The sequence below is a fragment of the Acidiphilium sp. PM genome (assembly GCF_000219295.1).
Classification (GTDB): domain Bacteria; phylum Pseudomonadota; class Alphaproteobacteria; order Acetobacterales; family Acetobacteraceae; genus Acidiphilium; species Acidiphilium multivorum.
Genome location: NZ_AFPR01000079.1, coordinates 1 through 3,777 on the forward strand (window position 1 = coordinate 1; position 3,777 = coordinate 3,777).

Annotated in this window: 3 protein-coding genes; all 3 read right to left on the reverse strand. The window is 71.9% G+C overall.

Annotated features, from left to right (window positions below; genetic code table 11):
- Nucleotides 1-237: 237 nt before the first annotated feature.
- A complete protein-coding gene (locus tag APM_RS03285; RefSeq protein WP_007421934.1) occupies nucleotides 238-1,608 on the reverse strand; it encodes an L-serine ammonia-lyase in 1,371 nt (456 codons plus the stop codon).
- Nucleotides 1,609-1,683: 75 nt separating this feature from the next.
- The gene (locus APM_RS03290) at nucleotides 1,684-2,244 is read right to left on the reverse strand and encodes a sarcosine oxidase subunit gamma (protein WP_007421935.1); all 561 of its coding nucleotides are present in this window, start codon (nucleotides 2,242-2,244) and stop codon (nucleotides 1,684-1,686) included.
- The coding region (locus tag APM_RS03295) for a glycine cleavage T C-terminal barrel domain-containing protein (protein ID WP_007421936.1) at nucleotides 2,237-3,777 on the reverse strand (1,541 nt) is incomplete at its 5' end. The genes APM_RS03295 and APM_RS03290, both read right to left, overlap by 8 nt.

Below are 3,777 nucleotides of genomic sequence, written 5' to 3' on the forward strand. Positions count from 1 at the left end.
GCGGCGGCGGTTCGGCGGAGGCGCGGCTGCAGGCGGTGAGCGAGACGCGGGATGCCGGCGGGCGGGTGATGCTGCGGCCGGCGCCGGACGAGGCGGCGGCGGCGATCCTCGAGTTCGTGGCGCGGTTCAGGCCCCGCAAGGCCTGACGCCCGGAGCACCTTCCGATCCTGCGGGATGATGCCCGCTTCATCGATGTGGCAGAGCGCGACATCCGATCCATCCGGATCGGAAAGTGCTCTAGCACTCGATGAAATTGGCGGCGAGGCCGCCGAGCGAGGTTTCCTTGTATTTCGTGTTCATGTCGGCGCCGGTCTGGCGCATCGTGGCGATGACCTGATCGAGCGAGACGCGGTGCGAGCCGTCGCCGCGGGCGGCGAGGGAGGCGGCGCTGATCGCCTTGATCGCGCCGAAGGCGTTGCGCTCGATGCAGGGGATCTGCACCAGGCCGCCGACCGGATCGCAGGTCATGCCGAGATGGTGTTCCATGGCGATTTCGGCGGCGTTCTCGATCTGCGCGTTGGTCGCGCCGCGGGCGGCGGCGAGGCCAGCGGCGGCCATCGAGGCGGCGACGCCGACCTCGCCCTGGCAGCCGACCTCGGCGCCGGAAATCGAGGCGTTGGTCTTGAACAGGCCGCCGATCGCGGTGGCGGTGAGGATGAAATCGTGCAGGCCGGCGCGGCTGGCGCCGGGGCAGCTGTCGCGATAGTAGCGCAGCACGGCGGGAATGACGCCGGCGGCGCCGTTGGTCGGCGCGGTGACGATGCGCCCGCCGGCGGCGTTCTCCTCGTTCACCGCCATCGCGAACAGGCTGACCCAGTCCATCGGCTCGTGGGGTGCGAGATCGTTGCGGCTGGAATCGGCCTCCAGCCGGGCGCGCAGGGCGCGGGCGCGGCGGGTGACGCGCAGGCTGCCGGGGAGCATGCCCTCGGCGGCGAGGCCGCGCTCGATGGCGCTCATCATCACGTCGATGACCAGGTCGATATGGGCGGTGACCGCCTCCGGCGGGCGCAGCGCGGTTTCGTTGGCGCGGACGATCGCGGCGATGGACAGGCCGGTCGCCGCGCCGATGCGCAGCAGCTCTTCCATGGTGGCGAAGGGGTGGGGCACGTCGTCGGTGATGGCGCCGAGATCGGCCGGTTCGTCCTCGCGCAGCACGAAGCCGCCGCCGACCGAGCACCAGCGCTCGCGGGCGAGGAGGGTGCCGGCGGCGTCGTGCGCGGTGAGTTCCAGCGTGTTGGGGTGGCGGGGGGCGGCGGTTTCGAAATCGAAGACCAGGTCCGCCGCCGGGTCGAAGCCGATCTCGTGCCGGCCGGCGAGGGTGAGGCGGCGCGCCGCGGCGACGGCGGCGACCAGGGCGTCCGCCCGGTCGGGGTCGACGGTTTCGGGCGCCTCGCCGGACAGGCCGAGGATCACCGCCTTGTCGGTCGCGTGACCCTTGCCGGTCCAGGCCAGCGAGCCGAGCAGGGTGACAGTGACGCGCGCGGTGCGGGGCAGCAGATCGGCCTCGGCGAGAGTCGCGGCGAAGCGGTGCGCGGCGCGCATCGGCCCGGTGGTGTGCGACGAGGACGGGCCGATGCCGATCTTGAACAGGTCGAAGACGCTGATCATGCTTTGATGCTTCTGTTGCTTGATGGGGCTGGCCGCCTGGTCCGGCCGGATGGGTCGATCCGGCCGGGGGAAGCCCTAGTCGGGATACTCCCGCCCGATGGCGGCGAGAAGGCCCCAGAGATAGGGGGCGAAGGAGCGCCAGACCTCGATGTGGAAGCGGGTTTCGGCGGTGCGCCAGAGCACGATGTCGGCCTTGCCGAACAGGGTGCGGGTGGCCATGCCGACGGGGAAGGCGGCGAGGTCGAGATCGAGCGGGCAGAGGGCGTTGAGCATCGCCGTGCAGTCCGGCCCCTCGATCGAGACGCCGAGCTGGCGGTGGGAAATGTCGGCCAGCGCGTAGTCGCGCGGCGTGAGAGCCCCGGCGAGGGCGGCTTCGAACGTCTCCCAGGTGTCGGCGACGGGGGCGAGGAGCAGGAACTCGTCCGGTCCGAGGCGGATCGCGGTGCGGGCGCCGGACTCGGTGGCGCGGTTCATCCCGAGGGCGAGATCGACCCCCAGCGCCGCGCCGGCGGCCTCGACGGCGGCCGGCTTGACGCGCAGCGAGACGCGCGTGGCGCGGGGCATCTCGCGCACCCGGCGGTCGCCGACGAGGCCGGCGAGCGGGGAGGCGAGGCGGGTCTGCATCACGTCAGCCATCGAGCCTGGCTCCTTCACGGTCGTAGAATACCGGATCGGTGAGGCGGACCGGGATCGCGCGGTCCGCGAGTTTCACGTGCAGCGTGTCGCCGATGCGGTCGCGCCCGCCACGCACCAGGGCGAGGGCGATGGAGCGGCCGAGCGTCTCGCTCCAGTAGGCGGAGGTGACGTGGCCGAGGATCTCGGCGGGCGGCGGCCGGCTGGGATCGGCGACGAGGTGGGATCCTTCCTCGAGCACGATATCGCCGGGCTCGGTGAACAGTCCGACGAGCTGCTTGCGCCCGGTCTGGCCGGCGAAGGCGGCGCGGTCGAGCGCGCGCTTGCCGACGAAATCGGGCTTCGCCTTGCCGATCGCCCAGGCGAGGCCGACATCGCCGGGCGTCGCCGTGCCGTCGGTCTCCTGGCCGACGATGATGTAGCCCTTCTCGGCGCGCAGAACGTGCATCGTCTCGGTGCCGTAGGCGGTGATGTCGTGCCGGCGGCCGGCGTCGAACACCGCCTCCCAGACGGCGCGGCCGTAATCGGCGGGGACGTTGATCTCGAAGCCGAGCTCGCCGGTGAAGCTGACGCGGAAGAGCCGGGCCGGGATGCCGGCGACGCGGCATTCGACCATGCTCATGTGCGGCATGGCGGCGCCGGAGATGTCCGCCCCCTCGACGAGCGGGGCGATCACGTCGCGCGCGCGGGGGCCCTGGACGGCGATGACCGCGTATTGCTCGGTGGTGGAGGTGAGCCAGACATCGAGCTCGGGGAACTCGGTCTGCAGGTAGTCCTCCATCATGGCGAGGACGCGCGGGGCGCCGCCGGTGGTGGTGGTGACGTGGAAGCGGGTGTCGGACAGGCGGCCGATCACGCCGTCGTCGATCACGAACCCGTCCTCGCGCAGCAGCACGCCGTAGCGCAGGCGGCCGGGTTTCAGCTTGGTCCAGGCGTTGACGTACATCCGGTTGAGGAACTCGGCGGCGTCCGGCCCCACGACCTCGATCTTGCCGAGGGTCGAGGCGTCGAAGATGCCGACGCTGGCGCGCACGGCGCGGCATTCGCGGGCGACGGCGCTGCGCATCGTCTCGCCGCCGCGCGGGAAGTAGCGGGCGCGTTTCCAGATGCCGACATCCTCGAACACCGCGCCCTGTTCCGCCGCCCAGTCGTGGATCGGGGTGTGGCGCTCGGGCTCGAACAGCGCGCCGCGGGCGTAGCCGGCGAAATAGCCGAAGGGGACCGGCGTGTAGGGCATGCGGAAGGTGGTGGTGCCGATCTCGGGGATCGGGCGGCCGAGCTCGGCCGACATGATGCCGAGCGCGTTCATGTTGGAGAGCTTGCCCTGGTCGGTCGCCATGCCGTTGGTGGTGTAGCGCTTGACGTGCTCGACCGAGCGGAAGCCCTCGCGCAGGGCGAGCGAGATGTCCTTCGCGGTGACGTCGTTCTGGAAGTCGATGAAGGCGCGGACCGAGCCGGGGTTGCGGCCGTGCGGCGTGGCGCCGAGGAAGCCGCCGGTGGCGGCGGGGGCGTTGGCGACCGCGATCGCCGCGGCGG

Coding starts and splice junctions, on each gene's coding strand:
- APM_RS03290 (WP_007421935.1), bottom strand. CDS start 2,244: ATGGCTGACGTGATGCAGACCCGCCTCGCCTCCCCGCTCGCCGGCCTC.
- APM_RS03285 (WP_007421934.1), bottom strand. CDS start 1,608: ATGATCAGCGTCTTCGACCTGTTCAAGATCGGCATCGGCCCGTCCTCG.